This is a genomic window from Hymenobacter psychrophilus (assembly GCF_900107135.1).
Lineage (GTDB): Bacteria > Bacteroidota > Bacteroidia > Cytophagales > Hymenobacteraceae > Hymenobacter > Hymenobacter psychrophilus.
On sequence record NZ_FNOV01000002.1, the window covers coordinates 351,113 to 378,089 of the forward strand.

General features: G+C 62.5%; 23 protein-coding genes. 8 read left to right on the top strand and 15 right to left on the bottom strand.

Features of this window, described 5'->3' with window-relative positions; genetic code table 11:
- Positions 1–75: 75 nt before the first annotated feature.
- From BLW21_RS03950 to BLW21_RS03990, 9 genes are all read right to left on the bottom strand, one after another.
- Positions 76–1,023, bottom strand: a complete 948-nt coding sequence (locus tag BLW21_RS03950; RefSeq protein WP_092738140.1) for a radical SAM protein — start codon at positions 1,021–1,023, stop codon at positions 76–78.
- A gap of 230 nt (positions 1,024–1,253) precedes the next feature.
- Complete coding sequence (locus BLW21_RS03955; protein ID WP_092738142.1) at positions 1,254–1,997, bottom strand: ABC transporter ATP-binding protein; 744 nt, start codon at positions 1,995–1,997, stop codon at positions 1,254–1,256.
- Positions 1,998–2,218: 221 nt separating this feature from the next.
- Entirely contained in the window at positions 2,219–2,872 is a 654-nt protein-coding gene (locus tag BLW21_RS03960) for a hypothetical protein (RefSeq protein WP_092738144.1), read from the bottom strand.
- Positions 2,865–3,485: a hypothetical protein gene (locus tag BLW21_RS03965; protein ID WP_092738146.1), complete on the bottom strand. Its 621-nt coding sequence runs from the start codon at positions 3,483–3,485 to the stop codon at positions 2,865–2,867. The genes BLW21_RS03960 and BLW21_RS03965 overlap by 8 nt, the downstream gene beginning before the upstream one ends.
- 238 nt (positions 3,486–3,723) lie before the next feature.
- Positions 3,724–4,485 (bottom strand): ABC transporter permease, encoded by a 762-nt coding sequence (locus tag BLW21_RS03970; RefSeq protein ID WP_092738148.1) that lies wholly within the window; start codon positions 4,483–4,485, stop codon positions 3,724–3,726.
- Positions 4,486–4,665: 180 nt separating this feature from the next.
- Positions 4,666–5,511, bottom strand: a complete 846-nt coding sequence (locus BLW21_RS03975; RefSeq protein ID WP_092738150.1) for an ABC transporter permease subunit — start codon at positions 5,509–5,511, stop codon at positions 4,666–4,668.
- A 230-nt stretch (positions 5,512–5,741) separates the two neighbouring features.
- On the bottom strand, positions 5,742–6,959 hold the full coding sequence (locus BLW21_RS03980) for an ABC transporter substrate-binding protein (protein WP_092738152.1): 1,218 nt from the start codon (positions 6,957–6,959) through the stop codon (positions 5,742–5,744).
- Positions 6,960–7,126: 167 nt separating this feature from the next.
- A complete protein-coding gene (locus tag BLW21_RS03985) occupies positions 7,127–10,168 on the bottom strand; it encodes a TonB-dependent receptor plug domain-containing protein (protein WP_092738153.1) in 3,042 nt (1,013 codons plus the stop codon).
- A gap of 110 nt (positions 10,169–10,278) precedes the next feature.
- Positions 10,279–11,013: a TIGR04282 family arsenosugar biosynthesis glycosyltransferase gene (locus BLW21_RS03990; RefSeq protein WP_175470851.1), complete on the bottom strand. Its 735-nt coding sequence runs from the start codon at positions 11,011–11,013 to the stop codon at positions 10,279–10,281.
- 140 nt (positions 11,014–11,153) lie between these two features.
- Between BLW21_RS03990 and BLW21_RS03995 the strand changes: the two genes are divergently transcribed.
- The 3 genes from BLW21_RS03995 (at position 11,154) to BLW21_RS04005 (ending at position 14,331) form a co-directional block, all read left to right on the top strand.
- A complete protein-coding gene (locus tag BLW21_RS03995) occupies positions 11,154–12,212 on the top strand; it encodes an aldo/keto reductase (protein ID WP_092738155.1) in 1,059 nt (352 codons plus the stop codon).
- Between the two features lie 159 nt (positions 12,213–12,371).
- Positions 12,372–13,364 carry an aldo/keto reductase gene (locus BLW21_RS04000; RefSeq protein WP_092738156.1) on the top strand — a complete coding sequence of 331 codons (993 nt, stop codon included), beginning with the start codon at positions 12,372–12,374 and terminating at the stop codon, positions 13,362–13,364.
- A gap of 28 nt (positions 13,365–13,392) precedes the next feature.
- Positions 13,393–14,331 (top strand): helix-turn-helix domain-containing protein, encoded by a 939-nt coding sequence (locus BLW21_RS04005; protein ID WP_245711802.1) that lies wholly within the window; start codon positions 13,393–13,395, stop codon positions 14,329–14,331.
- A 7-nt stretch (positions 14,332–14,338) separates the two neighbouring features.
- Here BLW21_RS04005 and BLW21_RS04010 read toward each other — a convergent pair whose 3' ends face one another.
- Both BLW21_RS04010 and BLW21_RS04015 read right to left on the bottom strand, forming a co-directional pair.
- A complete protein-coding gene (locus tag BLW21_RS04010; protein WP_092738158.1) occupies positions 14,339–15,223 on the bottom strand; it encodes an SDR family oxidoreductase in 885 nt (294 codons plus the stop codon).
- 50 nt (positions 15,224–15,273) lie between these two features.
- On the bottom strand, positions 15,274–16,257 hold the full coding sequence (locus tag BLW21_RS04015) for an NAD-dependent epimerase/dehydratase family protein (protein WP_245711803.1): 984 nt from the start codon (positions 16,255–16,257) through the stop codon (positions 15,274–15,276).
- Positions 16,258–16,360: 103 nt separating this feature from the next.
- Between BLW21_RS04015 and BLW21_RS04020 the strand changes: the two genes are divergently transcribed.
- A complete protein-coding gene (locus tag BLW21_RS04020; RefSeq protein WP_139255073.1) occupies positions 16,361–17,665 on the top strand; it encodes a S41 family peptidase in 1,305 nt (434 codons plus the stop codon).
- A gap of 86 nt (positions 17,666–17,751) precedes the next feature.
- Here BLW21_RS04020 and BLW21_RS04025 read toward each other — a convergent pair whose 3' ends face one another.
- Complete coding sequence (locus BLW21_RS04025; protein WP_092738161.1) at positions 17,752–18,450, bottom strand: TIGR04283 family arsenosugar biosynthesis glycosyltransferase; 699 nt, start codon at positions 18,448–18,450, stop codon at positions 17,752–17,754.
- Between the two features lie 231 nt (positions 18,451–18,681).
- On the opposite strand from BLW21_RS04025, the gene BLW21_RS04030 reads away from it, so the two are divergent.
- The 4 genes from BLW21_RS04030 (at position 18,682) to BLW21_RS04045 (ending at position 22,700) form a co-directional block, all read left to right on the top strand.
- The gene (locus tag BLW21_RS04030) at positions 18,682–19,461 is read left to right on the top strand and encodes a DUF547 domain-containing protein (protein ID WP_092738162.1); all 780 of its coding nucleotides are present in this window, start codon (positions 18,682–18,684) and stop codon (positions 19,459–19,461) included.
- Between the two features lie 122 nt (positions 19,462–19,583).
- The gene (locus tag BLW21_RS04035) at positions 19,584–20,189 is read left to right on the top strand and encodes a DUF6134 family protein (RefSeq protein WP_092738163.1); all 606 of its coding nucleotides are present in this window, start codon (positions 19,584–19,586) and stop codon (positions 20,187–20,189) included.
- Between the two features lie 197 nt (positions 20,190–20,386).
- Positions 20,387–21,583, top strand: coding sequence for an MFS transporter (locus BLW21_RS04040; protein ID WP_092738164.1), 1,197 nt, complete (start codon positions 20,387–20,389; stop codon positions 21,581–21,583).
- A gap of 151 nt (positions 21,584–21,734) precedes the next feature.
- Entirely contained in the window at positions 21,735–22,700 is a 966-nt protein-coding gene (locus BLW21_RS04045; protein WP_092738165.1) for a hypothetical protein, read from the top strand.
- Positions 22,701–22,870: 170 nt separating this feature from the next.
- On the opposite strand, the gene BLW21_RS04050 is transcribed toward BLW21_RS04045, so the two are convergent.
- The 3 genes from BLW21_RS04050 to BLW21_RS04060 form a co-directional block, all read right to left on the bottom strand.
- Positions 22,871–23,212: a hypothetical protein gene (locus BLW21_RS04050; RefSeq protein ID WP_092738166.1), complete on the bottom strand. Its 342-nt coding sequence runs from the start codon at positions 23,210–23,212 to the stop codon at positions 22,871–22,873.
- Positions 23,213–23,482: 270 nt separating this feature from the next.
- Complete coding sequence (locus BLW21_RS04055; protein WP_092738167.1) at positions 23,483–25,714, bottom strand: xanthine dehydrogenase family protein molybdopterin-binding subunit; 2,232 nt, start codon at positions 25,712–25,714, stop codon at positions 23,483–23,485.
- A gap of 228 nt (positions 25,715–25,942) precedes the next feature.
- On the bottom strand, positions 25,943–26,962 hold the full coding sequence (locus BLW21_RS04060; RefSeq protein ID WP_092738168.1) for an FAD binding domain-containing protein: 1,020 nt from the start codon (positions 26,960–26,962) through the stop codon (positions 25,943–25,945).
- Between the last annotated feature and the right edge of the window lie 15 nt (positions 26,963–26,977).

Consider the following 26,977-nt stretch of genomic DNA (forward strand, 5'->3'; position numbering starts at 1 on the left):
ACGTTCGTGCAAGCGTAATAAGGTCCTTCCTTCGTCAGGATGACAGGCGGTTTCTACGTCCTGTTTTTCACTAATTTACGCCAACACCTTCGGCTCTTCTGAGGCTACCAGCGGGCCTTCGAAGTGCTGCTCAAAGAACTCGTCGCACCACTTGCATACATTCTGAAGGTCCTCGGTACGGGCCAGGGCGTGGGCTTCCGAGACGCCGATGGATTCGCCCATTTTCCAGGGCTCGCCCGCGTTGAGGCGCTGCATGATTTCCGATTTGGAGGCCCGTAGCAGCACATCGGCCACCTTTTCCTTGCGGGCGTCGCCGAGGGGGAACTTGGTGCCGGGGCAGCAGGGGTTGATTTTCCAGAGCTGGATGCTGATTTCCTGGGGCAGCTCGGTGCCGCCCAAAAAGCCCTTCGCGCCCGAGAGAATGGCGCAGAAGTTATGGCTGGGGTCCTTGAGCCAGATGTCTTTTTCCAGGGCCCGGCCGCGGGCCCAGTTGCCGCCCAGCCACATATCCTCGCTGGCGCCCCAGTAGCCCCAGCTCAGGCGGTGCTCCTCGATGGTGGTCAGGTGCTCCTTGTCGATGAGCGGGTCGTGGTCGTCACCGTTTACGCCGCGGCTTTCGAACAGGTCGGCCAGCGTCATCAGCCGGGCCCCAGCAGCCTTGTGGTAGCGGTCGATGCTGGCAATATCGAAGCGGGTAACGCCCTTTTCGATGAGCAGATCCAGGATTTTCTCGGTGAGCAAGTCGCCGTTGGTTTGCAGCATAATCTGGGTGCGGCCCTGGTACTTGCGCTGCAAGGCCTCCAGAATGGAGTAGAGCTTGACCTTATCGGCCAGCGGCTCGCCGCCCGACAGAATCAGGCGGTCCACCCGCTCGGGCAGGTTGTCAATAATTCGGAAGCAATCCTGGACACTGATGCGTGTGCCCTGGGGCCCGGAGCTGTTGTAGCAATGGTCGCACTTGTCGTTGCAGACCTGGGTAAATACCCAGTAAATGGATTCGCAGTGCGTGAAATCGGTCTTCATTCGGTGATTTTAGGGGATGCGGGTTGCTGTCTAAAACTTAGAAGCTATAGCTAGTTCCCCTCCTTGGAAAGGAGGGGTTAGGGGTGGTTGATGATGGAAGAACAGCTGCTAGGTCGCCCTTAATAACCGTTCTGCTAGCTTCCACCACCCCTAACCCCTCCTTTCCAAGGAGGGGAACTAGATTCTAACTCTAGTCAGTGCGCAACTTGAGTTAACGGTCATTCTATTGTTCATTCGGCAACCGATAGGTTAGCCGTGCGCTGGATATTCTCCCAGAAAGACAGCTCGGCGGCAATATTGGTGCGCGGGTCCTGGATAAACTCGGCCACCGTGGCGAAGCTGGTGAGCACGCCCCGCTCCAGGTAGCCGAGGCGGGAGCCCACGGTGAGGGCCTCGCGGCTGTCGTGGGTGACGAAGATGGAGGTGATGCCGTGCTGGCGGCTGACACAGCCGAAGAGCTCCTGCATGGCGGCGCGGGTCTGGGCGTCGAGGTTGCCGAAGGGCTCGTCGAGGAGCAGCAGGCGCGGCCGGATGATGAGCGCCCGCCCGAACGACACCCGTTGCCGCTGCCCGCCCGAGAGCTGGTGGGGTGCCTTCTGGGCATGCTCGCTCAGCTCCAGCTCGGCCAGCAACTCCGTTACCTGCCGCTTGATTTCCGCCTCCTTCACCTTGCGAATCCGCAGCCCGAAGGCCACGTTCTCGAACACCGTGAGGTGCGGGAACAGCAGCGGCTCCTGGTACAGGTACACCATCTGCCGCTCGTTGGGCGGCACGGGCAACAAATCCTGGCCGTGGAGCGTGAGCGTGCCGGTATCGGGCGTTTCGAGGCCGGCCAGGATCTTGAGCAGGGTGGTTTTGCCGCAGCCGGAGCGCCCGAGCACCGCCAGTACCTCGCCCTCGGCCAGCCGCAGCGAAATGTCGCGCAGCACGGGTTGGTCGTGGAAGTGTTTGGAGAGGTGGGAAACGGTGAGCATGGGGTGGGTTTGAGGGTTTGGGGGGGGCGGGGGGACTGAGTTGATGGGGGACTGGAGGCTGAGGGATTAGGTTGGCAGAGGTTTAGGGACCTGTCATCCTGAGCTTGCGAAGGACCTTATCATGTTTGAACGAATCGTTATGACGTGGCAAGGTCCTTCGCAAGCTCAGGATGACAGAACCGCAACCCAGTTCCTCAGCCCCCGAGTCCCTCACAAACTCATTACACCACCGCCCCTACCCCGTACGCAGCCGCGTCAATCGTCATGCGGGCGGCGCTGGGCTGTTCGCCGCTGAGCCAGTACGTGAGGCGGTCGACGTAGTTATCGAGGTGGGTGATTTGCTGGACGCCGTGCTCCACCAGCGGGTCGAGGGTGGTGGCCAGCAGGGTGCCGCCGTAGGCGTGGGTCTGCCAGGTGATAACGTCGCCGGTGGCGTTGGTCTGGATGATTTCGGCCGATTCGGGGACGCGGGTGTACACGCCGTGGGTGTGCCAGCAGGCCTGGCGGGGAGTGAGGCCCTGGTAAACGGGGTGGTCGTAGTTGGTTTCCGAAACCGGCGGGTTCGTGGGGTCGTCTACCCACCAGTAGTTGTTCACGGGGCGGTCTTCCCACTGGGCATCGAGCCAAGCGGTGGAGGAGTCGCCCTCCAGAAACACCTTCTTGCCGGCCTTCAGGAAGTCGTAGATAATGGCCTGCTTCTCGGTCAGCACCTGCTGGTTCGACTGGAACGGGATGGCCAGCGCGTCGAGGTGCTGCACGGCTTCGGCCGTGAGCTCGTGCACGTAGAGCAGCTCGTACAAGTCGCGGTACTTGGGGGCCGTAGCCAGGGCGTAGTGCGACCACACGCCGTTGAAAATCAAGCCAATCTTAGCCATGAGCGGGAACGGTTTCTGAGGAAAGCAGACGAAGAAAATTGCGATACATCACCACCAGCGCGGTTTCCGATTTACCGGCGTAGGTTACATCGGCCAGCGGGCCGCTGGCTGTGAGCAGCATACGGCCCGGGGTGCTCACCTCATCGAGCACCACAATCGGGCGCTGCCAGGTGTCGGCCAGCAGCACCTCGGCCCCGGGGGCGGCCTGAATGTAGCCGCAGGACCACCAGCCGCTCATGCCGTGGGAGAAGTTGAGCTCGTCGAGGTCCAGGTTTTCGAGCAGGCCGTGGGCGTCGGGGCCGGGGGTGTAGCGCAGGTCCAGGGTGCGGCGGGAGTTATCCATTACCCACTGGTTGCCGGGGACCCAGGCCGTGAAAAACCCGTCGCAGCACATCAGGGCCTTGCCGGCAGCGAGGAAGGCGCGCACCTGCTCCTTTATTTTGAGCATTGCCACGTGGTCGGAGCCGTTGGGCACTACCAGCAGGTCATAGGGCGTGAGGTCGGGGGCAAAGTCGCGGGTAACGGGGCAGATGGTGTACTGCACCAGCTCATTGGAAACGTAGTACTTCTCCAGCCCCTGGAGGCCGTTGGAAATCAGCAGGGCTTGTAGCATGTTGGTGGGTAGTGGTTCCTAGTTGTCAGTGCGTGCGTTTCGTTCTGCCGTTTCGCCTCACCCCCCGGCCCCCTCTCCGAAAAAGGAGAGGGGGAGCCAGACGACTACGGTTACTGGAGACTGACTTGGTAACAGGTTGTAATGCACAGACGATTATATTGTGAGTGCCTAGCTATTAGCGTTGAGTGGTTGGTTAGTGATTGAGCGAGCAGGTGGCCGAACTGACAACTGTTTAAAGCTACGGCTTTCGCAGCAGGGCAGATTTATTGGCCAGTAACAGCAGCGCCGGTGGCAGCAGCAGCAGCAGCGAAGCCACGGCGGCCAGCGGGCCGTTGGCCTCGCCCACGTAGGTGAACACCTGCACCGTTAGGGTGCGGACCTTGCCCACGCTCAGCACGTTGGTCAGGCCGAAGTCAAACCAGCCCAGCAGGAAGGTCTGGACCAGGGTGGTGCGCAGCAGCGGGGCGGCCAGGGGCAGCAGCACCCGGCGCAGGGCCTGGCGGGGCGTGCAGCCAAGGGTGCGGGCCAGCTGCTCGTACTCGGTGGCGCGCTGGGTCCAGAAGCTGCTCAGCAGCAGCGTGGCGAAGGGCAGCGCCACCACCAGCAGCCCCAGCAGCACCCCACCCACCGAGCCCGAGAGGTGCATCCGGATGATGAACGGCTGAATAAGTACGGCCAACAGCACCGGCGGCAGCGCGTAGGGCAGGTAGCTCAGGGCCGTCCAGCGGCCCGGCCGGCGGCTGCGGGCCACGGCCCGCGCCACCACGAAGCCCCCGGCCGTGGCCAGCACCGCCACGGCCCCGGCCAGCAGCAGACTCTGGCCCAGGCCAGTCAGCAAATCGTTATCCGCCGCCACCAGCCCCCGCAAGGGCTCCAGCGAGTAGGCGGGCGGCAGCGCGTCCGGAAAGCGCCACCCCTCTCCCACCGCCAGCAACCCCAGCAGCCCAAACGGCAGGGCGAAGAGAATCAGTAGGAAGAAGATGAGGAGTCTGGAGCGCATTTTTTGAATTAAAAATTAAAAGTAAAAAGTTAAAAATGGCTGTTCTTTTTACTTCCTGACTTCAAATTTGAAGGAGCGAAGACGAGGTTAGGTCAGGCGAAGCTGTTTAGAAAGTCAGCTCCGGCAATGCAATTCGATACAGCGGTTTCGTAAACGGTGGACCTGGATAATTTTTCACTTTTAATTTTTCACTTTTAATTTCAAAACCCGCAGCAGCACCAGAATCAAACCCAGCAGGCCCGCGGCCACCAGGAAACCGGCCAGGTAGGCGGCGGGCAGCTCGCGCAGGTCGAAGCGCTGGAGCTTGGTGGCGATGAACACGCTCAACATCTGGGGGTACGGGCGGCCCAGCAGCAGCGGGATGTCGTAGGCCCCGAGGGTGGCAATGAAGCTGAGCAGCACCGTGGGCGCGGCCCGGCGCAGCAGCACCGGCGCGGCCACCCGCCGCCGGAACTGCCCCGCGCTGGCCCCGAGCGTACTCGTGAGCTGGCCCAGCTCCGCCAGCCGGCTTTCCTGGTATATGGCCTGGAACAGTAGCGTCAGGAACGGAAACGTGAGCAGCACGTGGGCCCCGATGATGCCCAGCCCGGTCGCATCCTGCACCAGCTCTGGAAACGCCTCAATGCTGCCGGTGAGGCCCAGCTGAGAGCTGAGGCGCGAGAGCCAGCCGGCCCGGCTCAGCAGCTGGAACAGGTAGAAAGCCATGACCAGCGCGGGCATCACCAGCGGCACATAGAGCAGCCCCGGCAACGGCCCGCGCCGCAGCGTGGGCTGGGCCCGCAGCACCAGCAGTAGCGCCAGCCCCACCGAAACTCCCACCGAAGCCACCGCAATCCACAGGCTGTAAGCCGCCGCGTAGAGCAGCCCCGTATCGTGGGCCAGGGCCTGCCAGTAGCGCCCCGTGAAGCCCTCGGCCAGCGGCCCCACCACGCCCACGCTGCCCAGCAGCGCATACCCCAGCCCCGCCAGCGGCAGACCGATGACGAGCAGGGCGTAGAGCGGGAGAATGGGTTTGAGGGGTTTCATAATACGTCGTTCTGGCGTCGCGCCTCACCCCCCGGCCCCCTCTCCGAAAAAGGAGAGGGGGTGCCAGACGATTTGAGTCGATGGCCGCTGCAACAGGATGGACATAACGGCCGGTTTTTCGCTAACCGAAACCATCTATTTCGTCAGGCTCCCCCTCTCCCCCTGGAGAGGGGGCCGGGGGGTGAGGCGCGACGGAAGAACGACACACCCGAGTTGCTTCACACAAATACTTACTTCTCCATTACCTGCGTCCGGAAGTCCTTGAACAGGCGGGTCATGTACTCCGGGTCGGGTTCCATGAGGGCCAGGCCCTGGATGTTCTCCCGTTTGGGGGCGTAGCGGCGCGAGGGCAGCTGCTGAAACTGCTGGCGCTGCGCCGGGGTGAGGGCGGCCAGGTTGAGTACCGTGTGGTCGCCCCACACGTCGGGGTCCATCTTTTTGAGCTGGGCCTCGGGCGAAATCAGGAAGTTGATGACCAGCATAGCCGCCTCGGGGTGTTGGGCCCCGCGCACGATGCCCAGGTAGTGCGAGTTCTGGATGGTGCCGGGCGCGGGCACGTAAGCGCGGGCCGTAGCCGGAAACACCTTTTGGTTGATCTTATTGTCTACCTCCGCATCGTTATTCGAGAAGGTGAAGGCCACCTCGCCGTTGGCAAACAGCTGGTGTAGCGGAGCCAACTGCTCGGGGAAGGTCTTGCCCTGCTTCCAGAAGTAGGGCTTGCTGGCGTTAATGGTCTTCCACAGCTCGCCCGACCACTTGGCATACACGGCCTCATCGAACTTGCCCTGGAACTGCTTCGGGTCGCCCGACAGCGCCATCATCCACGATTTAAGCAGGGTCATGCCCGTGAACTCGTTCGGGATGGTGAACTGGCCGGGGTGGGCCCGCACGAAGGCCGGCAGCTCGGCAAACGACTTCGGCGGGGCGGCTACCCGGGCCGAGTCGTAGATGAAGTTGAACTGCACGTTGCCCCAGGGGGCCTCCATGCCAGCCACGGGCTGCTGGAAATCAGTATTGATGAACGGGTTTTCCAGGTCGAGCAGGCGGGCGTTGGGCAGCTTCTCGACGAAGGGGCCGAGCAACGCGTTTACCTGCCGGAGCTGGTAGAACGTTTCGCCGTTTATCCAGACCAGATCGGCCTCGCTGGGCTGGCCGGCCTGCTGCTCAGCGGCCAGCGTCTGCACCAGCTGGGCGCCCTGGCCGGCGGCTAGCTGCAGCTCGATGCCGTAGCGGCGCTTTACCTCGGGCTTCACGTAGGTGCTCATGTAGGCATTGATGAGCGGGTCGCCCATCCACATGAGCATGCTCACCGGCTGGCTCTTACCCGCAGCCTCAATTTGCGGCCAGGTCTGAGCCAGCGTCTGCTCGGGCGTTTTGGCCTGTTCGCCCGCGCCGCAGGCGGTCAGCAGGGTAAGCAGCGGCAGGAATAGAAAGGAGGTTTTTTTCATGCTAGAAATTCTACAACCAGAAAATTAAAATTAGCTCCCCTCCTCAGATGAGGAGGGGTTGGGGGTGGTTGAATACCGCTGAACGACAACTAGAAACTAGTTCTAGAAGACGTGCCGCTAGCATCAACCACCCCCAACCCCTCCTTTCCAAGGAGGGGAGCTACGTTCTAAAACGCGTACCGGGCACCGAACTGGAACTGGCGGGGGGCGCTGGCGTTCTTGCGCACGATGCCCGAGCCGGCGGGGCCCACCTGAATCTGGTTGCTTTGGGTGGCGTTGTTGGCGTAGCCGCTCAGGTTCTGGGTGTTGAAGACGTTGAACACATCGGCCCGGAATTCCAGGCGGCTCAGCTTTTCGCCGAAGTGTAGGTTGTACTGGGCGCCCACGTCAATGGTTTTCGACCAGGGCAGGCGGTCGGAGTTGCGGCTTTCGCCGGGCTGGCGGTCGGCGTTGCCCACGTAGGCGGTGCTGAACGAGCTGCCGTCGCCGTTCAGGTCGTTGGTGACGCTACCCGGAGCGCCGCCCGGCAGCGGATAGGTTCCGGCCACGCGGTTGATGGGCTGGCCGCTCTGCACCAGCGCTGCCACGTTCAAATTGAAGTTGCGGATGGGCTGGTAGAAGCCCAGCACGTTGAACACGTGGGTACGGTCGTTGATGGAGTTGGCGTATTCCGAGCCGTACTGGTTGGCGTTCTGGGCCCGGAAGTTGATATCCTCGGTGTCGTTTTTGAGGTTGGACAGCGTGTAGGTGAAGCGGTAGCCGTACTGGTCGTCGGCCAGCAGGTCCTTCTTCAGGTTCACGTTCAGGGCCAGGTAGCGCGAGCGGCCGGCGGTTTCGCTCACGATAATGTCGCGGGCCACGCCGCGCACCCGCTGGCCGTTGATGAGGGCGTAGGGGCCGTTGGCGTCGCTCAGAATCGGGACCGGGCGGCTGGCATCGGCCTGGGCCGGGGTGCGCACTACCACGTTGGCGGGGTCGGTTACGGGGTAGTTGGCCGCCCCGTTCAGGCTGGCCAGCCGCAGCAAATTCGACGAGCGGTTGTACACGGCATCCACGTAAAACAGCGTTTTGGCGCTCACCTGGTACTGGTAGCCCAACGTGCTCTGCTGGGTGTAGGGGTTCTGGTAGCCGTTGGGGTTGAGGATGCGCCGCTCGTTGCTGAACGCCGCCTCGCGCTGCCCCTGCAAGCTGGCCGCCGAGGGCCCGTTGAGGTAGGTGGTATTGTTGAACGAGGCCCCGGCGTTGCCGGCAAATGTCACCCGGTCGAGGTCAGTATCGGCGGGCAGCGCGCCCACCCGCACCAGCTCGGTTAGCTGGGCGCGGTAGTCGGCCGAGGTGGTGTTCTGCTGCAAAGCGTCGCTGTAGATGGCGTACTGTACCTTGTCGTAGAACAGGCCGTAGCCGCCGCGCAGGCTGCTGCGCTCCGTCAGCTGGTAGTTGAAGCTGGCCCGGGGCGCGATGTTGTTGAAGTCACCCTTGTCGGAGCCGCCCTTCGAGAGGTTGTCGTAATCGTAGCGCAAACCCAGCGTCAGGTTCAGGCGGTCGGTTACGGCCACCAGGTCTTCGAGGTAGATGTTGTACAGGTTCTGCGTAGTGCCGAACGAGGCCGGCCGCAGCTCCACGCCGTAGTTAACCACCTGCACATCGGCCGGAATATCGTTGATGCTCAGGTTGCCGCCGAGGTTGCGGGCCCGCAGCGCCGCCAGCTGGGCCGCGCTCAGCTGCACCGTGTAGCTGCCGTTGGGGTTGCCGCCGCCAAACAGCGAGTGCTGGGAGCTGATCAGGCCAAAACCCGCCTTAAAGGTGTTGCGGCCGGCCAGGTAGGTGAATTTCTGCTGGCCCTGCCAGGTGTTTTCCAGCGCATCGAACAGGTAGCCGGGGTGGCCGAGCACGGCAATAGTCTGCCCGTCGGGGCCGCGCACGCCCACGTCGGGGCTGTTGGGGTTGTCGGCCGCGGCGTAGTTCCAACGGAAGCGCGCGTACTGCAGGCTGGTTTCGGAAGTGATTCGCTCGCCCACGTACACGTTCTGCGAGGCAATGCTCACCGAATTGCGGTCCTGCTGGTTGCCGGCCGAGTTGAAGTTCACGCCCCCATCGAGGCCGCCGCCCTGCCGCTCAATATTCACAATACCCACGTTGGCCCGCAACGACGAGGTGAACCGCTCGTTCCAGCGCTGGTCGAGGCGGGTGCTCAGGTAGCTGAAGCGGTTCTGGCCGCGCACCGTTTCGTTCACGCCCAGTGCGGGCGAGTTCAGCAGGTTGTCCTTGAGGTCGAAGGTCTGCTCGGCGTTGAGGTAGAAGAACGTTTTGTCCTTCACCAGCGCCCCGCCCACGCCAAACCCGAACTGCTGGCGCTGGAAGCCACTTTTCACCTGGTTGCCGGAAAGGTCGCGCTGGGCAAAATCCGATTTGCCATCAATGCCCGGACCGGGCCGCGTGAGGTAGAACGCCTCCCCCGTCAGCTCATTGGAGCCCGACTTGGTCGTCACGTTGACAATGCCGTTGGCCGAGTTGCCGTACTCGGTCGAGAAGTTGTTGGTCAGCACGTTCAGGTTCTGCACGAAACCCGTCGGAATGGCGAAGCGCTGGCCGCCCAAAAAGTTCTCGTTGTTGTCGAGCCCGTCGATCAGGTAGTTGGTGTACAGGCCGTTGGCCCCGTTGATGCTCACGTTGGGCGCCTCGGTGAAGAAGCCGGTGGCCTGCGTGACGTTGGGCAGGCGGTAGAGGGCGCGGGTGATGTCGCGGGCCTCAATGGGCACCTGGCGCAGTTCCCGGGCCGAGAGCTGGGAGGCCACCTCGGCGTTCTGGGTGTTGAGGGTGGTGGCGTTGGGGGCCCGCACCGTTACCTCGCCCAGGGCCTGGCCGTTAGCGCGGGGCAGCACCAGCGTCACGCTCGGGCTGGAGTTGGCCCGCAGCAGGATGTTGGCCTCGCGCACCTGCTGAAACTGGTCCGACAGGTCGGTGCTCACGGCGTAGGAGCCGGCCGTGCTCAGCCCCCGAAACCGGACTTTACCCTGGTTGTCACTGGTTTGCTGGGTACTGAAGCCGATGGCGGCGTTGTCGAGGTGTACCACCTGGCCCACCACCGGCTGGCGGTTGCGCACGTCCACCACGGATACCACCAAATCAACGGATTGGGCCAGCGCCGCCGACACGGGCAGCACCAGCAAGCCCAGCGTAGACGCCGCGCGAGAGGAAAATTTACTCATCTGAAAAAAAGCCGAAAGCCTGAAAACGAAAAACCCAAATACCCCCGCCAGCCGGCCGGCAGCCCCCCCGGGCTACCCCACCGCCCACCCAGAGGCCATGCACGAAGTTTTCAGCAAGCAGGCGGCCCGCGCAACGGCAGCGGCGCGGCTACGGCCGCCACCCGCGGGCGGAGCCGAAGCGCCCGGCCAGCCGGCGGGGCAGGTTGCCGCAGCTGCTGGAGGCGGCGGCGCAGGGCGGCGGCGGGCAGCTGGCGCAGCAGCCGGGCCAAATCGTGGGCATTGTTCACCCCGGCCAGGGGCCGGAGCCGGCACACGGTGGCCCCGGCGCGGTGCAGGCAGCGGGCCAGGGCCGCGCCCAGCACGGCGCTCTGCCAGGGCAGCGCGGCCCAGGCATCGGCCGCGAAAAAGTGCCGGCTCACGCCCAGCAGGTACACGCCTCCATCGGGGTCGGGGCCCAGCACGGCGTCGGCCGTTTCGAGGCTGGCTACGGCTTGGCGCAGCCGGGCGGGCGTGAGTTGGGGGCAGTCGTTGCCGATAACTACCAGCCGCTCGTAGCCCTGCCCGAAACCGTAGGCTAGGGCCGAGCTCAGGCGCTGCCCGAATGTGCGCCCCACCTGCAGCTCGGGGCCGGCATACAGAAAATCGACGCCCGCTTGCCGGGCCGTGGCCGTGGCCTGGGCAATGAGCTGCGCGGCCACTGCGGCATCGGTCCCGCGGCCGCCGCCAAACGACTTGTGCGCGGCCTCCTCGCCTGCCGGGCGGGTAAAAAGCAGAACGGCAGTAGTAGTGCGAGAAGCGGCAGAAAGCACGGGGCGGGCGAAATTGGGCAGGGTTGCAACCGGCAAATTGCCGACTATTGCGTTGGGAGGCGCAATGTACGGTAGCGCCGGTTAGAGTGGATTGGCAGAGGCAAAGCCGGTAACCCATCATTTATCCATTTGGCCCACCCGATTGTTCTGCATTTTTCCAACCATCTCCCCCGCTCATGACTTCCCTTACCACCTACCGCGCCCTAGGCCGCTCCGGCCTTATCATCAGTCCGCTTACGCTGGGCACCATGACCTTCGGCACCTCCCGCTGGGGGGCCGCGGAGCCGGACGCCCGCGCTATTTTTAACGCCTACGTCGAGGCCGGGGGAAACTCTATCGATACGGCCGATATTTATTCGGGCGGCACGAGCGAGGAGCTGGTGGGCCGGTTCGTGGCCGAGGGCCACCGCCGCGACGAGCTGGTGCTGGCCACCAAGTTTGGCTTTTCGGCCCAGCAGGGCAACCCCAACGCCGGCGGCAACGGCCGCAAGCAGATTCACCGGGCCCTCGAAGGCTCCTTGCGCCGCCTCGGCACCGACTACATCGACCTGTACTGGCTGCACGTCTGGGACCAGGTGACGCCGGCCGACGAGGTGCTGCAAACGCTGGGCGACTTGGTGCGGGCAGGCAAAATACGCTACTTCGGCCTCTCGGATATGCCCGCCTGGTACGCCACCCAGCTCGCCACGCTGGCCCGCGCCCACGGCGTGCCCGGGCCTATTGCCATGCAGCTCGAATACTCGCTGGTGGCCCGCACCCTCGAAACCGAATACGTACCCGCCGCCCGCGCCTGCGGCCTTGGCATTATGCCCTGGAGCCCGCTGGCGGGCGGTTTTCTGGCCGGCAAGTACGAGCAGAGCGCCGAAGGCACCCAGCCGGCCGGCGGCGAGGGCCGCCTCAGCGGAGCCAACCCGTTCTCGGGCCCGTTCACTAAATTCACGGCCCGCAACTGGCAGATTCTGGCGGCCCTGCGCGAAGTAGCCGGCCAGCTCGACCGGCCCCTGGCCCAGGTGGCCCTGGCCTGGACGCTGACCCGGCCCGGCATCACGAGCACGCTCATCGGAGCCAGCCGCCCCGCCCAGGTGCCCGACAACCTGGCGGCACTAGAAATTGAATTCAGCCCCGACCAGCTGACCACCCTCAACCACGCCAGCGCCCCCGAGGCCCCGGAGTTTTTCTCGGCCGGCCTGAAGCAGGCGGTTTTTGGCGGGGTTGAGGTGCAGGGCTGGGAGTAGGCTTAGATGCAGGCGAAAGCCGCGTTTTGTATTGCGGAAACTGCGGTTTGTGTAACACCGGCACCAAGTCGGAGCCAGACCTTTGTGGAGTAGATAGCGAGTGGCTGAGTGCATCGCCGCCCGTTATCATTTCTCTTCACCATTGCCTCCTTACGCAGTATGAGCAACCTCAAAAAAGTAGCCTTGGGCAGCCAGGGCCTGGAAGTATCCATCGAAGGGCTGGGCTGCATGGGTATGTCGGACTTTAGCGGCGGCACCATTTACGGCCCCACCAACGACGCCGAAAGCCTCGCCACCATCCATCGGGCCCAGGAGTTGGGCATCACCATGCTCGACACGGCCGACGTGTACGGTCCCTTTCACAACGAGCAGCTGCTGGGCCGCGCCCTGGCCGGCCGCCGCACGCAGTTCACCGTTGCCACCAAGTTCGGGTTTGAAATCGGCGACGATGGCCAGTGGAACTACCAGTACAACGGCCGGCCGGAATACGTGCGCAAGTCCATCGAACGGTCGTTGCGGCACTTGAACACCGACTACATCGACCTTTACTACCTGCACCGCGTGGATGCCAGCACGCCCATTGAAGACACTGTGGGGGCCATGAGCCGGCTGGTGGAAGAAGGCAAAGTCCGCTACCTGGGCCTGAGCGAGGTATCGGCCGACGAGCTGCGCCGGGGCCACGCCGTGCACCCCATTTCGGCCCTGGAAACCGAATACTCGCTCTTCGACCGGACGGTGGAGGAAAACGGCATGCTGGCCCTGACCCGGAAGCTGGGCATCGGTTTTGTGGGCTACTCGCCACTGGGCCGGGGGTTTTTGTCGGGCCAAATCAAGCACCCCGACGACTTCGCGGCCGATGATTCGCGGCGCATGTTTCCGCGCTACCAGGGCGAGAATTTTGTTCGGAATCTGGAGCTGGTGGCAAAGCTGGAGGCCCTGGCTCAGGCTAAAGGAGTTACGTCGGCCCAGCTGGCCCTGGCCTGGGTGCTGGCCCAGGGCGTGGTGACCATTCCGGGCACCAAGCGCCGCGCCTATCTGGCCGCCAACGTGGCCGCTGCCGACATTGTCCTCAGCCCAGCCGAGCTGGCCGAACTCGATGCCATCATGCCGGTGGGCAGCGTGGCCGGCGCGGCGTATCCGAGCTTTGGCTGAAGCCAACCGTCCTTCTTTTCTCATTCCCATGAAGCAGCCCGCCCAGGAGTTCCAGGTGCTGGAAACTGTAACCGACTACACCCGCTTTTACGAGCTGCCCGCCCCGGCCCATCCGCTGCTGACGCTCATCGACCTGCAGCCGTCCGGCGGCGCTGGCCCGGCCGCCAGCCGCCCGGAGGTGCTGGGCCCGGTGGTGCCGGGACTGTACACGGTGTTTCTGAAGCGTAACCTCAACGGCCCGCTCTATTACGGGCACCACACCTACGATTTTCGGGAGGGCGTGATGGGTTTTTCGGCCCCGGGGCAGGTGTTTCGGGTGGCCCGGGAGCTCGACACCTCCCGGTTGAGCGGCTGGATGCTGGTGTTCCACCCCGACCTGCTGCGGCACCATCCGCTGGCCCGGAAAATAGCCAGCTACGGGTTTTTCGCCTACGATGTGCACGAAGCCCTGCACCTCTCGGCGTCGGAGGAAGCCCTGCTCGATACGCTGCTGCTGGGCCTGCGGCAGGAATATGAGCGGCCCATTGATGCCTTCAGCCAGGATGTGCTGGTGGCCCAGCTGGAAGTGCTGCTCCACTATGCCAACCGCTTCTACCACCGCCAGTTTCTAACCCGCCGCACCGCCGGCCACGACTTGCTGCAGCGGTTTGAGGCGCTGCTGGCCGCCTACTTCACGCCCGGCGCGGCGCGGCCCCTGCCCACCGTGCGCTATTTCGCCGACGAGCTGCACGTGTCAGTCGCCTACCTCAGCGACCTGCTCCGGACGCTCACCCACCAGAATGCCCAGCAGCATATCCACCACGCCCTCATCGAGCGGGCTAAGCACTTACTGCTGAGCACCAACCTGACTATCAGCGAAACGGCGTTCCAGTTGGGGTTCGAGTATCCGCAGTATTTCAGCCGCTTGTTCAAGCGCAAAACGGGCCGTAGCCCAGCGGCCTTCCGCACCGAAGGCTGGTTCCAGTAGGCGCGGGTTACTCGTAGAAATTCCGCATCCGGCGCATGGTTGTCAGCACCACCCAGTCGCCGAGGCGGGGGAAGTTGCCGTGGACGATGGCAATGAGCCAGCCCAGGGCCGAAATAACGGTGCGCTGCTTCCGCTTGCGGATGTGGCGCAGGATGATGGCGGCCACTTCGGCCTGGGTTTTCTGCCAACGGGGCTTGCGGTAGGCAATGGGCACGGGCTGGCCGGCCGCATCGAGCACGCGCTTGTCGTCGTCGTTTTCGGTGAAGCCGATGTGCACCACCCCGAAGTGCACGCCCGTCCCGTCGAGCTCCAGGCGCAGGGTGTGGGCCAGATTGGTGAGGGCGGCCTTGCCGGCGCAGTAGGCCGAGCCGCTGGGCATGCCGTTCAGCGCCGAAATCGAGGAAATAAACGTGACGCTGCCCTGGCTTTTGAGCAGGTGCGGCAGGGCGGCCTTGAGCGGAAACACGGCCCCGTACACGTTGCTGTCAAGCACCCGCTTAAACACCTCGGGGCTCATGTCGAGGAAGTAGGCGCGCTGCGAGATGCTGGCGTTGGCAATCAGGATATCGAGCCGGCCAAACACCTGGATGGCCGTTTGCACCAGCGCCTCGCAGGCGGCGTAATCGGTGATGTCGGCCAGGCTGGTGGCCACGGTGGCTCCGGCGGCCTCGAGCTGCCGGCGGGTGGCTTCGAGGCAGTCGGCGCGGCGGCCGTTGAGCACCACGGCGGCCCCGGCCGCGCACAAGGCCCGGGCCGTTTCGCGCCCAATGCCCGACTCCGAGCCCGTGACAATAGCTACCTGCCCGGCCAAGGGGCCGGCCGTAGGCAGGGCGCGGCGCGCAACCGGGGCAGCAGCGGCGGCAACAGGTTCAGAAATTTGAGTGAGTACCATTAACAAGGATTCGAGCACGGCCGGGGCCAGGCGTAGTGCAAAGATACGGGTTAAACGTACCGATGGGCTTTAAACCACGCAAAAGCCTCCGTAATGGCCTGGGCCACCGGGGTTTGGGGCAGACCCAGTTCGCGGCGCGCTTTCTCGACCCCGAAATAATGGCCGTCGTTGGCTACGGCCGTCATGGCGGCGTTCAGGCGGCCCGGCTGGCCCGTGAGACGGGCTTGCAGGCTGCACAGTTGGCCATACAGCTGAGCCAGGCCGGCCGGCAGGGGCCAGCGCGGAGCCGGCACGTTCAGCAACCCAGCCATCAGGGCGAAGGCCTCGCGGTAGCGCAGGTTCTCGTTGCCCAAAATGTACGACTCCCCCACGCTACCCATAGTCAGCGCATTCACAGTGGCCACGGCCACGTCGCGCACGTGCACGTAGTTTTTGCCGCCGGGCGGGTAGCCGGGCACCCTGCCCCGGTAAATCTCCAGCAGCAGCGCCCCGGAAGTCGGTTTCCGGTCCTCGGGCCCGAGCATAAAGGTGGGATGCACCAACACGGCCGGCAGCTGCTCGTCGGCCACGGCGGCCAGCACCAGGTCGGTGGCGGCGCGCTTGCTGTCCATGTAGTCGAGGCCGTAGCGGGTGCCGGCGTAGGGCCGGGTTTCGTCGCCGGGGTTTTGCTGGGTTCCGAAGCCGAAGACGTTGGCCGTGCCCACGTACACCAGCCGCCCCACGGCGGCCCGGCGGGCCTCGGCCAGCACGGCGCGGGTGCCCTCCACGTTCACCGTCCAAAGTGCCGGGTTGCGGGCCGGATTCACGCTGGCCAGCGCGGCGGCATGGATAATAGCCCCGCAGCCCTCGGCCGCGCCGGTCAGGGTGGCGGGCTGGGTGAGGTCGCCGGGCCAGTATTCCACATTCCAGTCGGTGGGGAAGGGCGGCGCGGTGCCGGGTCGCACCAGCACCCGCACGGCGTGGCCCCGGCGGTGCAGTTCGGCCACTAAGTGCCGGCCCAAAAACCCGTTGGCCCCGGTAACAAGGACGTCCAATGGCCGCAAACAATCATTGGCCGGCCCAGGCGCGCGGCTCTTTACATTGTCTGATATTGCAGGGTTATTTCGCGACTCCATTCTCCGGTTGATTCGTCTTTTTATGCCTTATTCTCTGCATGCTTCTTTGGGCAATTTATTCGCTGGACTGGTTGTTTGCCTGGCCCCCTATTCCGGGCAGGCCCAGTCGGTGCCCGCGGCGGCGGCCGTGCCCGGTTTGGCAGCCAGTCCCGCGCCGGGTAGCTCCTTCGATTCGGCCGCCGCTTGGCTGGAGTTCACCGAGCTGGTGCGCATGCAGTACGCCTATTTTACGCGCCCCGGGATTGATGGTGAGGCTATTCTGACCGACTTCAAGCTCAGAGCCCAGGCGGCCACCACCAAGGCGGCCTTCCGCGACGTGCTGCAACTCATTGCCCACAATTTTGCCGATCCACATTTTATCGTTGGCCCGCTCGATACGCTGGACTACAACGTGGTGCCGACCAATTCGGATCTGGTAGCGCAGTACAGGGACGGAAAGTATACGGTGGTTGATGTCAGGAGTGAGAGTGAGGCGCAAAGGCAGGAGATTCGCCCCGGCGCCCAGGTTGTCCGCATCGATGGTTTGGCCCCCCAGGCGGCGGTAGAGGCCGTGATGGGACGGCCGCTGGCAGCTCTGTCCGGCGTGCAGATTGATGCCGGAATTACCATCGCCCTGGCGGGGCGGCGGCAGCACACCCGCCAGCTTACGCTGCAAAATGGCCGCCAGTCCCGCACCTATACCCTGCTCTCGCCCGAGGTGCAAGCCCGGCTCCTGCGGAAGGATTCGGCACTGAGCACCGAGCAGCGGGGCCGTGTAACCGTTATCCGTTTCAATAACTCGCTGGGCAACAACGCCACCATTGCGGCTTTCCGGGAGGCGCTGGCAGCGGCCCAGTCGTCGGCCGGACTGGTACTCGACTTTCGCAATACGCCCAGCGGCGGCAACACCACCGTTGCCCGCAGCATTATGGGCCATTTCGTGCGCACCGAAAAGCCCTATCAAGTGCATGTAGTGCCCGGGGAGGAACGCCGCTACGGAGTGCCCCGCAAGTTTGTGGAATACGTGCTGCCGCTGGCACCCTATTTCGGCGGGAAAGTACTGGTGCTCGGGGGCCACTGGACGGGTAGTATGGGCGAGGGGTTGCTGGTTGGATTTTCGGCGTTGGGAGTGCCCACGGCCGGCTCCGAGCTGGCCGACTTGCTCGGGGCGTTGTTCAACGACAAGCTCAGCCACTGCGACGCCCTAATTGATTTGGGGAAAGAGCAGCTGTTCCAGGTGAATGGCGAGCCGCGGGAAAATTTTGTTCCCACGCTTTACCGGCCGGCCAGCGAGGGAACCGCCGAGCGGGATGAGCTGCTGGAGCAAGCCATTCGGGCAGTGGAATAGAAACCGGCCACCGTTGCCTCCGGTAGTCAGCGTCGCCAAGGAGCCGCCACCTAACCAAAGAACAAAAGCGACTCACCAAAACCTACCTACCGGTGGTTGATGAGGGTTTTGTAGGTGCGGCCGATGCGGGCGGGCTCCACTTTCAGGAAGTAAAGCGCGAAGGCCGTAAGGTTGGCCAGCTGCACCCGCAGCCAGCTGTTCTGCTCGTATTTGCGGGCCGATACCACCACGCTTTCGGGCACGATATGGAACGCGGCTACTCGGCGGATGCGCTGGATAATCTCGAAATCCTCCATCACCACAAACCGCTCGTTGAAGCCGCCCAGCTGCCCGAATAGCTCCCTGGTAATAAACAACGTCTGGTCGCCGCCGCGGCTCATGAGGCCCGGAAAGCGGGTGCCGTAGCTGTTGAGGCGCAGCATGGGGTGGGTCGAGTCGAAGCGGAAGCGGTAGCAGCCGGCGGGGTAGCCCGCCGCCACGGCCTGCCCGATAGTGGCCACGTAGCCCGGGCAGATACCCACGTCGGCGTGCACGAAATACAGGATGCGGCCGGTGGCGTGGGCCGCGCCGTAGTTCATTTGGGCGGCGCGGCCGGGGTGCGGGGCCCGCAGCACGGTGGCCCCGGCGGCCTCGGCCACCGCGGCCGTGCCATCGGCACTGTGGGCATCGACTACCAGAATTTCTATCGCCTCGCCGGAGGGGGCATGCTGGCGCAGCTGCTGCACCAGCCCGGCAATGTGGGGCGCTTCGTTATAGGTAGGAATGATGACGCTAAGCTCGGGCATGGACAGCTAAAAAGGAGGGCAATTTGCGTAATTCCCGGCGGCCACGAAGCACAGCCGGCTTGGCAGATACGTAAAGCCGGGACCGGCTAGTTTGCGCAGGTGAGCAATCCGGCGGCCGCGCGCAACGCGTTTATTGCAACGGGTAACGCCACGGCCGGGTTTTTGCCCGTATGCCTTAACTACTTGGCAAAATTGCCCCGGCCGCTGGCCATTTCTTTTACATTCCGACCCATGCTTTTTTTCCGCAATTTTCTGCTGACGGCGCTTAGCGCTTCTACCCTTTCGGTGACGGCATGCAACGGCCCCGCCGAAACTGCCACCGCTCCGGCGGCCCTGGCAGCCACACCGGCCGCGGCAGCGGCCTTCGACCACAGCGCCTTCGACCGGCTGCTGAAAAAGTACGTCGATGCCCGGGGACGGGTAAACTACAAGGGCTTCAGGAGCGAGGAAAAGGATTTCGATGCCTACCTGGCCCGCCTCAGCCAGAACCCGCCCAAGGCCACCGACGCCCAGGCCGAGCAGATGGCCTTCTGGATTAACGCCTACAACGCCTACACCATCCGGCTCATTCTCGACAATTATCCGCTCAAGAGCATCAAGGATATCGGGGAGCCTTGGAAGAAGGTATTCTTCAGCATCGGAGGCACCAAAATGAGCCTCGACGACATCGAGCACGGCATTCTGCGCAAGAAGTTCGATGATCCGCGCATTCACTTTGCGCTGGTGTGTGCCTCCATCTCGTGCCCGCCGCTGCGCCCCGAGGCTTACACCGCCGCCCGCCTCAGTGCCCAGCTCGATGCCCAGGGCCGAGCCTTCCTCAACGACACCGGCAAAAACAAGCTTAACGCCCAAAGCGCCCAGCTTTCCAACTACTTCAACTGGTACAAAGACGACTGGAACAAGAACGGCCAGTCGGTAGTGAAGTGGGTGAACAAGTACGCCAAAACCAACATCAGCGACAACACCAAGATTGGCTACCTGGACTACAACTGGAACCTGAACGAGCAATAGGTATAGTACCTGTCATCCTGAGCTTGCGAAGGACCTTATTCCATTCGACCTGATGTAACCATCAGTTGAGCGGGGTAAGGTCCTTCGCAAGCTCAGGATGACAGCGGTTTTTTGATGTCCGTATGAAGCTTTTCTTATCACTAGTGCTGCTGCTGCTGCTGCCCTTCCTCACCCGGGCCCAAACACCCGAAACGCGACGCTATGCCATTGAGGTGGCGGGCCTGCGGGTGGGCACCATGACGGCCACGCGCCAGCTGCCCACGCCTGCCAACCCCGAAACCGTGAGCACGCTCACCAGCGACGTGCAGGTGGATATTCTGTTCTACCACCTCATCATCTACTACAAGGTAACCAACTACATGCGCGGCGGTCAGCTGCGGCTGTCTACCGTGGATGCCCGCACCAACCAGGGCAACTTTTCGTCGCGCACCGAGTGGAAGAACGACCACTACGACATTGTGGCCAACCAGTACAAGTACCAGTACAAGGCCACCGAAACCAGGCCCATACGCTACACGGTTACCGATATGTTTTTCGGGGAGCCCACCGGCCAGAACCGCGCCTTTGCGGAGTATTTCGGCGACTTTTTCGTGGTGAAGCCCGGCAAGCCCGGGCGCTACCAGGCCACCCGCGCCGGCCGCGAAGACGAGTACCAGTACCAGAACGGCCAGTTGGTTACGCTGATCAAGAAGAATCCCCTCAAGAACTTCATCATCCGGCTGCTATAGAGCGCATGCGTACTTAAAACGATGTAGGGGCGGGGCTTGTCCCCGCCCGCCGTTCGCACCGCTGCAACGATAATCGTTCAACGGCGGGCGGGGACAAGCCCCCCCCCCACCTGTTCAAGCCACTACGCTCCCAACCCGTTTCTACAAACCCCGGCCGAAACGGCTACTTTGCGGGCTCCTACCCTGCTCCCGTTCTCATGTCCCGCATTCTTCCCACCATTGTGCTGGCGCAGTTCTGCTGCACGTCGCTGTGGTTTGCCGGCAACGCCGTGGCCCCCGAGCTGGCGGCCCGCGTAGCCCAGCCGGCCGGCTTCGTGGCCGCCCTCACCAGCGCCGTGCAGCTGGGCTTTATTGCCGGCACGCTGGTATTTGCGCTGCTGGCCCTGGCCGATAGGTTTTCGCCCTCGCGGGTGTTTTTTACGAGTGCGCTGCTGGCGGCGGGCTGCAACTTGGCCCTTAACCTGCCGGGCCTGGGGGCCGAGGGGCTGCTGACGGCGCGGGTGCTCACCGGATTTTTTCTGGCCGGCATCTACCCGGTGGGCATGAAGATCGCGGCCGACTATTACGAGGCCGGGCTGGGCCGCTCGCTGGGCTTTTTGGTAGGCGCGCTGGTACTGGGCACGGCTTTTCCGCACCTGCTGCGTGGCCTGCTGACGGACCCCGGCGGCGCGGGCGGCGCACTGCCGTGGCAAACCGTAACCACTACCACCTCGGCGCTGGCAGCCCTGGGCGGACTGGCCCTGGTGCTGCTCGTGCCCGATGGCCCCCACCGCCGCCCCGGCCAGCGCCTGCGCCCCGCCGCGCTGCTGGCCGGCTTCCGCGAGCCGCAGTTTCGGGCCGCGGCCTTCGGCTACTTCGGCCACATGTGGGAGCTGTACACGTTCTGGGCCTTCGTGCCGGCGGTGCTCACGGCCTTTAACGCCGCACGGCCGGCCGAGGCGGCGCTGCCGGTGTCGCTGCTCTCGTTCGGTATTATTGGGGGGGGCAGCCTGGCCTGCGTGGGGGCGGGCCTGCTGGCGCAGCGGCGCGGGGCCCGGCCGGTGGCGGCGGGGGCGCTGGCGTTGTCGGGGCTGTGCTGTCTGGGGTCGCCGCTGGTGCTGGGCAGCGCTTCGGCGCCGCTGCTGCTGGCGTTTCTGGGGTTCTGGGGGCTGGTGGTAGTGGCCGACTCGCCCCTGTTCTCGACGCTGGTAGCCCGGCACGCCCCGGCCCCCACCCGCGCCACGGCCCTCACGCTGGTTACCTGCCTGGGCTTCGCCCTCACCATCGTCAGCATCCAGCTCACGAGCCTGCTCGCCCGCTCCCTCGATCCGCGCTACCTGTTTCTGCCGCTGGCCATCGGTCCGGCGCTGGGGTTGTGGGCGTTGTTTGGGCGGAGGCGGGACTTGGCTGCGTGAAGCATCGATAGTGCCCACGTCACTAAGAAGCATTCTTTATCTTGTGCGTATCTGGATATAGTACCTAGCTTCGCATATCATCTAAGTTGCACAACCAGTAAGCCTTATTGTAATTTGGGCGACATAATTGACAGAAATACGAAATAGAGTTATGATCAATAGCGATGTAAAAGTTTTGCGCAGAAACACCTTAGAAGTTCACTACTTCTTTAATGATGACACACACACGATGGACGCTGTGGTTCAAAACAGGTGTGAATATGAACTTCTTGGGATTGCCAAAGAAGTTGCTTCTATGTTCGGTGTTGCAATCTATATCGAAACAGAACCTTTAGCGGATGGTGGACTGAAGAGATGGTTCAGCCTTATATCTAAAGAGGAAGACAAAAAGGCAAATATTACAACTGCCTTATTGACAGCACTAATAATGGCTATAGTCGTCAATCCTTTAAGTAAATTGACGGATAAATCAATAGAAAATATATTTGAAGACAGTGAAGTAAAAGAACTTGAAAAGGAAAAATTAAAACTTGAAGTAGAGAAACTAAAACAAGATACTTATATTATCAATCATAAACTCGAAGAAAATAATATTATAAAAAAGAAAAAATCAAACTTTTATGAATCTTTAGATAAATATCCTAAAATAAAAGCAGTTTCTTTTACAGTAGATACTCAAAAAACAAGAGAGGTCATAATTAAAAAGAAAATGTTTAACGAGTTTATCCTCGTAAGCAATGATATAGATCCAATTGAAATCGAAGATACTAGCATAGAAATCATTTCACCAGTCCTAAAAAAAGGCAACTACAAGTGGATGGGAATATATAACGGGATTCCCACTGCGTTCAATATGAAATCTAACGAATTTAAATCTTTAGTACAAACCGGCGCTATTCAATTTAAAAATGGATCAACTATAAACTGCTCTTTATACATAAACAAGAAAATTGATAATCAAGGACATGAGAAAGTAACTAGTTATGACATAATGAGAGTTAATAGTTATTTTGAAAACAATAAACCTGTAGAAACACCAGAGGGCAAACAACATAGAAGAGCAAAGGCGGCAGACAAGCAACAACTCAATCTATTTGCAATCAACGATAATAATTAACCAAATTTCACCACACAAAAGCGCCCCGAAACCTCACGGTTCTGGGGCGTTTTGCGTTACGTCAGCGGCATCAGTTACAGCAGCTTATCAAGCATGATGGGCAGGTCGCGGACGCGCTTGCCTGTGGCGTGGAAAACGGCGTTGGCAACGGCGGCCGGCGAAGCGCTAGGTTATTTGGGCAGCGAGGTGCTGGCGGCGGTGAGGGCCTGGCCGAGTTGGCGCAGCTTGCGGCTGACATCTTCGGCCACGTCTTCGTCGGCGGCTTTGGTGGTCAGCTGGCCCAGGGCGTCGAGCGTGTGGGCGATGTTGGCGCTGTCGTTGGTGCTGATGTAGTCTTTCAGGTTCTTCAGCTCCAGCGCAATTTCGCCCTGGGAACCGGGGCCGGTGAGGTCGAGCTGGCCAATCCAGCTGTCAATCTGGTTGGTGGCGGGGGCAGCGGTGAGGTCGCCGGTAACGGCTTTGATAGCATCATTGAGCGCCTCGCTCGCGGCGTAGGAAGTTGAATCTGACATAGCGAATTAAGTTGGTGGAACCCTTGGGTTTACTGTTGCCAGCGCGGAAAGGTTAGGCAGCGTGGCTCGTTCTGCCCGAATACAACAATAAGCCGCCCCGCGACCATTCGGTTGCGGGGCGGCTTAGTATCAGAGCCTATATTGTTGTGGACAAGCTGTTTGCTTGGAATTCAGTAGTCGAAGTTGTGTAGAAACTTCTAAGCCTCTGCCTTACCTGAATGCCGTTGGAAGAGCTAACAGCTGATGGCTTCAAGCTACTAGCTAAACCACTTACAGCAGCTTGTCGAGCATGATGGGCAGGTCGCGGACGCGCTTGCCGGTTGCGTGGAAGACGGCGTTGGCAATGGCGGCCGTGACGCCGAGCATGCCGACTTCACCAATGCCCTTCACGCCGAGCGGGTTCACGATGTCGTCGTCTTCGTGGACGAAGATGGCGTCGATGTGGGGAATGTCAGCGTTGACGGGGATGTGGTACTCGGCGAAGTTGTGGTTCACGTAACGGCCGAACTTATGATCCATGATGGTTTCCTCCATCAGGGCCATACCCAGGCCCCAAATCACCGAGCCCAGCACCTGCGAGCGGGCCGTTTTCTGGTTGAGGATGCGGCCAGCGGCCACGGCACTCACTACCCGGGTTACTTTTATGGTACCCAGATCCTCATCTACCTCCACCTCGGCGAAAGCCACGTTGTGGGAGTGCATGGAGTAACCCTGCTGCTTGGCCATGTTGGGCGTGGCCGAGCTATCGGCTTCGAGCTGGGTTTCGCCGCTGGCCTGCAGCACGTCGCGCAACACCACGGCCTGGTCGTGGTCGAGGCGCAGGCGCAACTGGCCATTCACGAACTCCACCTCGTCGAACTTCGCGCCTTTCAGCGGCGAGTCGTCCTGCTTCTGAGCCAGCTTGAGGATTTTCTCGCCCAGTGCGTCGCAGGCGTTTTTCACGGCCGTGCCCACCGAGGCGGCAGTCCAGGAGCCGCCCTGGATGGGGGCTTCGGGCTGGTCGGTGTCGCCCAGCTCGAACGTCACGGCTTCGAGGGGCAAGCCCAGCGTTTCGGCCGCAATCTGGGTCATGATGGTGTAGGTGCCGGTACCATTTTCGCCGGTGCCGCTGCGCACCGTCAGGTGGCCGTCGGCCGAAATCAGGGCCTTGGCGGCCGATTTATTCTGGGTGGCATCCCAGACGCCGCCGCCCATGCCCATGCCCACCAGCTTGCCGTTGGCGCGCATCGAGCGGGGCTCCTGGGTACGCTTTTCCCAACCGAATTTGGCCGCGCCCTGCTGGTAGCACTCGCGTAGCTTCTTGCTCGAAAAGGGCTTGTCCACGTTCTGGTCGCGGTCGGCGTAGTTGCGCAGCCGGAATTCGAGCGGGTCGAGGCCGGCGGCGTAGGCCATTTCGTCCATGGCCACCTCCAGGCCCACATTTCCCGAGGCCGCGCCCGGCGCCCGCATATCCTGGGGCGAGTAAATGTCGAGCTTGGCCAGCTCGTAGCCCAGCTTCACATTGTCGCACTGGTAGAGCATGCCCGACCAGTTAACGATGTTCTCGGTGTAGTCCTCGAACTGGGAGGTTTCGTGGAGGGCGTGGTGCTGCAAGGCGGCCAGCGTGCCGTCGGGGTTGGTACCCATCTTCACCACCTGCAGGGTATTGGGCCGGTGGCCGATGCTGAACATCTGCTGGCGCGTAAGCGTGACGCGCACCGAGCGCTTGAGCTCCAGCGCGGCCAGTACGCCCATAAACACCGAGTACTGGGGCCGCAGCCCCGAGCCGAAGCCGCCGCCCATAAACTGGTTCACCACCCGCACGTCGTCCTTGCCCAGCCCGAACACGCCCATCAGGTAGTTCTTGACGTTGAACACGCCCTGGGTTTTATCGTAGGCCGTTATCTGGCCGTCGCCGCGCCACTCCACGGTGGTCGTGAACAGCTCCATGGGGTTGTGGTGCTGAGCCCCGTGGGCGTATTCGGCCTCCATCTGGTGGGTGGCGTTTACCCAGGCTTTGTCGGGGTTGCCCCGGGGTGGCGGTGGCGGCTGGAAGCCGGTTTTGCCTTTGCCAGGCACAAAGCCTTCGGCCCGCTTGGTTTCGAGGTTGGTTTCGTGCGCTTCCTGCTCGTAATCGATGCGCAGCAGGGCGGCGGCGTAGCGGGCCAGCTCGAAGGTATCGGCCACTACCAGGGCCACGGGCTGCTGGTTGAAGGTGATGTCGGGCTCGTGCAGGGGCCGGAAGGGCGAGCCGCCGGGCGCAATCTGGTCCTTGTAGCTCTTATCGAACCAAGCAAGGTGAGGCACGTTATCGTGCGAGAACACCTCCAGTACGCCCGGCAGCGCCCGCACCTCGTCGGCGTGGATGGCGACTATTTTGCCCTTGGCGATGGGGCTGCTCACTACGTAGCCGTAGGCCAGATTGGGCACGTTGAATTCGCCCGAGTAGTGCGCCGTACCCGATACTTTTAGCGGCCCGTCTACGCGGTTCGGGCCTTTACCGATATGGTTGGTCTGGCTCATGGTTTGGAGTTTGTAGCTGTTTGACGGCTTTGTAATAGCGATGTAGGGGCGGGGCTTGTCTCCGCCTGCCGTTCAACGGTCCGGGTCTGAATCGTTGAACGGCTCGGCGTTGAATCTTTCAACGGCGGGCGGGGGCAAGCCCCGCCCCTACATCGTTCTGCATGGCACGAAGCTGGCCGGGTCGTTCCGGCGGCTCCGTTCAAAGGCGGATGGAATGACCGGCTGCCCCTATTGGCCGCCCAAATACATGTCGCCGGCCTGCTGCTGGCCTTCGGCAGCCTGCTTGAGGGCCCGCACGATGGCCCGGCGGGCCAGCTCAATTTTGAAGTCGTTGGAGCCCTGGCCCACGGCGTTGGCCACCACGTGGGCGGCCACGCGGCCGAAGGTTTCGGCAGTGGCGGGCTGCCCCTTGAGCAGGTCTTCGGCCGATTGGTCGCGCCAGGGCTTGTGGGCCACCCCGCCCAGGGCCAGGCGGGCCTCCTTTATAGTGTCGCCGTCCATTTCCAGGCCCACGGCCACGCTCACCAGCGCAAAAGCATAGGAGTGCCGGTCGCGGAGCTTGAGGTAGGCGAAGTTTTTGGCAAAGCCTTTTTCCGGCAAATCGAGCGAAGTGATTAACTCGCCTTCAGCCAGGGTATTGTCGAACTCGGGTTGGTCGCCGGGCAGGCGGTGAAAATCCTCGAAGGCGATGGTCCGCTCGCCATTGGGGCCGCTCACGCGCACGGTGGGCGCGAGGGCCGCCAGGGCCACGCACATATCCGAGGGGTGGGTGGCAATGCAGGCCTCACTGGTGCCCAGAATGCCGCATACCCGGTTGTAGCCTCCGATGGCCGAGCAGCCCGAGCCGGGCTCGCGCTTGTTGCAGGGCGTGGCCACGTCGTAGAAGTAGTAACAGCGGGTGCGCTGCATGAGGTTGCCGCCGTTGGTGGCCGCGTTGCGCAACTGGGGCGAGGCCCCGGCCAGAATGGCCTGGTTCAGCAGCGGATACCGCTTCTTAACGTCTTCGTTCCAGGCCGTATCGGAGTTGGTGGCCGTGGCCCCCAGGCGCAGTCCGCCGTCGGGCAAATCTTCAATTTTGGAAAGCGGCAGCTTGGCCACATTAACCAGATGCGCGGGTTGCTCCACGTTCATCTTCATCAGGTCGATGAGGTTGGTACCGCCGCCAATGTAGGCCGAGGCCACATGGCCGGCCTTGTCGCGCACCGCGTCGGCGACGTCGGTGGCGCGGGAGTAGGTAAAGGGATGCATGGTGTTAGAGCTTAG

What these genes read in the sequence shown, in the direction of transcription:
- BLW21_RS03950 (WP_092738140.1), bottom strand. Translation starts at nt 1,023, where the DNA reads ATGAAGACCGATTTCACGCACTGCGAATCCATTTACTGGGTATTTACC.
- BLW21_RS03955 (WP_092738142.1), bottom strand. Translation starts at nt 1,997, where the DNA reads ATGCTCACCGTTTCCCACCTCTCCAAACACTTCCACGACCAACCCGTG.
- BLW21_RS03960 (WP_092738144.1), bottom strand. Translation starts at nt 2,872, where the DNA reads ATGGCTAAGATTGGCTTGATTTTCAACGGCGTGTGGTCGCACTACGCC.
- BLW21_RS03965 (WP_092738146.1), bottom strand. Translation starts at nt 3,485, where the DNA reads ATGCTACAAGCCCTGCTGATTTCCAACGGCCTCCAGGGGCTGGAGAAG.
- BLW21_RS03970 (WP_092738148.1), bottom strand. Translation starts at nt 4,485, where the DNA reads ATGCGCTCCAGACTCCTCATCTTCTTCCTACTGATTCTCTTCGCCCTG.
- BLW21_RS03975 (WP_092738150.1), bottom strand. Translation starts at nt 5,511, where the DNA reads ATGAAACCCCTCAAACCCATTCTCCCGCTCTACGCCCTGCTCGTCATC.
- BLW21_RS03980 (WP_092738152.1), bottom strand. Translation starts at nt 6,959, where the DNA reads ATGAAAAAAACCTCCTTTCTATTCCTGCCGCTGCTTACCCTGCTGACC.
- BLW21_RS03985 (WP_092738153.1), bottom strand. Translation starts at nt 10,168, where the DNA reads ATGAGTAAATTTTCCTCTCGCGCGGCGTCTACGCTGGGCTTGCTGGTG.
- BLW21_RS03995 (WP_092738155.1), top strand. Translation starts at nt 11,154, where the DNA reads ATGACTTCCCTTACCACCTACCGCGCCCTAGGCCGCTCCGGCCTTATC.
- BLW21_RS04000 (WP_092738156.1), top strand. Translation starts at nt 12,372, where the DNA reads ATGAGCAACCTCAAAAAAGTAGCCTTGGGCAGCCAGGGCCTGGAAGTA.
- BLW21_RS04005 (WP_245711802.1), top strand. Translation starts at nt 13,393, where the DNA reads ATGAAGCAGCCCGCCCAGGAGTTCCAGGTGCTGGAAACTGTAACCGAC.
- BLW21_RS04010 (WP_092738158.1), bottom strand. Translation starts at nt 15,223, where the DNA reads ATGGTACTCACTCAAATTTCTGAACCTGTTGCCGCCGCTGCTGCCCCG.
- BLW21_RS04020 (WP_139255073.1), top strand. Translation starts at nt 16,361, where the DNA reads ATGCCTTATTCTCTGCATGCTTCTTTGGGCAATTTATTCGCTGGACTG.
- BLW21_RS04025 (WP_092738161.1), bottom strand. Translation starts at nt 18,450, where the DNA reads ATGCCCGAGCTTAGCGTCATCATTCCTACCTATAACGAAGCGCCCCAC.
- BLW21_RS04030 (WP_092738162.1), top strand. Translation starts at nt 18,682, where the DNA reads ATGCTTTTTTTCCGCAATTTTCTGCTGACGGCGCTTAGCGCTTCTACC.
- BLW21_RS04035 (WP_092738163.1), top strand. Translation starts at nt 19,584, where the DNA reads ATGAAGCTTTTCTTATCACTAGTGCTGCTGCTGCTGCTGCCCTTCCTC.
- BLW21_RS04040 (WP_092738164.1), top strand. Translation starts at nt 20,387, where the DNA reads ATGTCCCGCATTCTTCCCACCATTGTGCTGGCGCAGTTCTGCTGCACG.
- BLW21_RS04045 (WP_092738165.1), top strand. Translation starts at nt 21,735, where the DNA reads ATGATCAATAGCGATGTAAAAGTTTTGCGCAGAAACACCTTAGAAGTT.
- BLW21_RS04050 (WP_092738166.1), bottom strand. Translation starts at nt 23,212, where the DNA reads ATGTCAGATTCAACTTCCTACGCCGCGAGCGAGGCGCTCAATGATGCT.
- BLW21_RS04055 (WP_092738167.1), bottom strand. Translation starts at nt 25,714, where the DNA reads ATGAGCCAGACCAACCATATCGGTAAAGGCCCGAACCGCGTAGACGGG.
- BLW21_RS04060 (WP_092738168.1), bottom strand. Translation starts at nt 26,962, where the DNA reads ATGCATCCCTTTACCTACTCCCGCGCCACCGACGTCGCCGACGCGGTG.